Origin of the sequence: Microbacterium sp. BF1 (assembly GCF_019279095.1) — a bacterium.
GTDB lineage: Bacteria > Actinomycetota > Actinomycetes > Actinomycetales > Microbacteriaceae > Microbacterium > Microbacterium maritypicum.
In genome coordinates this window covers 1-1,577 of sequence record NZ_JAGYWT010000552.1, presented here as the reverse complement: position 1 = coordinate 1,577, position 1,577 = coordinate 1, and the positions used below count along the sequence as shown (strand labels likewise).

The window sequence follows — 1,577 nt, the reverse complement described above, 5'->3', positions numbered from 1 at the left end:
CCGGAGATCGGGACCCGGCGATCGGGAGCGCTCAGGCGCCGAGGCGCTCGATCAGCTCGCGGTAACGGTCGGCGGTGCGTGCAACGATATCTTCCGGAAGCAAAGGCGGCTCGCCCTGCTGGTCCCACGTCCGGGCCGATCATGTGGGCGCCGATGAGCTCGAGGTGCTCGGCGTCGGCGATCAGCTTGACGAAGCCGACCGGCTCGCCGACGCCGTGCGCCTTGCCGTTCGCCATGAACGGGAAGGTGGCGACCTTGATCTCGCGCCCCTCGTCCTTGGCCTGCTGCTCGGTGAGACCGAACGACGCGACCTGCGGAGAGCAGAACGTCGCACGCGGCATCATGCGGTAGTCGCCCAGCGTCTGGGTCTCCGCGCCGCCGATCGTCTCGGCAGCGACGACGCCCTGAGCCTCGGCCACGTGGGCGAGCTGCAGCTTGGCGGTCACGTCGCCGATGGCGTAGATGCCCTCGACATTGGTGCGCATGTGGTCGTCGATGTCGATGGCGCCGCGCTCGGTCAGCTTCACTCCGGTGTTCTCGAGGCCGAAGCCCTCGATGTTCGGGGCGAATCCGACCGACATGAGCACCTTGCCGGCCTCGATCGAGCTCTGCTGCCCGTCCTTGCCGGTGTAGGTGACGGTGACGGAGGAGCCGTTGTCGACGACCGACTCGACCTTGGTCGACGTGAGGATGTCGACGCCGTAGTTCTTGTACTGCTTCGTGATCTCCTTCGACACATCGGCGTCCTCGTTGGGCAGCGCACGGTCGAGGAACTCGATGATCGTGACCTTGACGCCGTAGTTCGTCAGGACGTAGGCGAACTCCATGCCGATGGCGCCGGCGCCGACGATGACGATCGACTCGGGCAGGTCACGGGTCATGATCTGCTCTTCGTACGTCACGACGTTCTCGCTGAGCGTGACACCCGGCAGCAGACGGACCTTGGAGCCGGTGGCGATGATGACGTTGTCGAAGGTGACCTCTTCGACCTGGCCGTCGGCCTTGGCGACCGAGATCGCCTTGGGACCGGTGAAGGTGCCGCGACCGTTGTACTCGGTCACCTTGTTCTTCTTCATCAGGAAGTGGATGCCCTTGACGCGACCCTCTGCGACCTCACGGCTGCGGTCGAAGGCCTTGCCGAAGTCGATCGTGAACTCGCCGGAGATACCGAAGAACTCCGCCTTGTGGTTCAGGGTGTGTGCGAGCTCCGCGTTCTTCAGGAGCGCCTTGGAGGGGATGCAGCCGACGTTGAGGCAGACACCGCCCCAGTACTTCTCCTCGATGATGGCGGTGGAGAGACCGAGCTGCGCGCTGCGAACCGCAGCGACGTATCCGCCAGGACCTGCACCAAGGATGACGACGTCGTAGTGTGGCATGCCTTAAGCCTATCGCTCGGAGGACGGGTCGGAATCGGTCGGAGTCGTGCCGCGACGGCGGCTCATGACGATCCAGACGACCACGCCGGCGACGACAAGGACGGCGACGATCGAGACGATCGAGATCGCCGCGGAGGTGCCGGCGGAGTCGTCTGCGTCCGTGCTCGGCGCGCTGGTGACCTCGGGAGCGGCGGTCTGCTC

The 1,577-nt window shown here is 65.5% G+C and carries 1 protein-coding gene and 1 pseudogene; both read right to left on the bottom strand.

Annotated features, from left to right (window positions below; translation table 11 throughout):
* Positions 1-1,376, bottom strand: a 1,376-nt coding sequence (gene lpdA / locus KZA10_RS14715; RefSeq protein WP_256934909.1) for a dihydrolipoyl dehydrogenase, incomplete at its 3' end; no start/stop codon positions are given.
* A gap of 9 nt (positions 1,377-1,385) precedes the next feature.
* A pseudogene (locus KZA10_RS14710) lies at positions 1,386-1,577 on the bottom strand (copper resistance protein CopC); the annotation flags it as partial.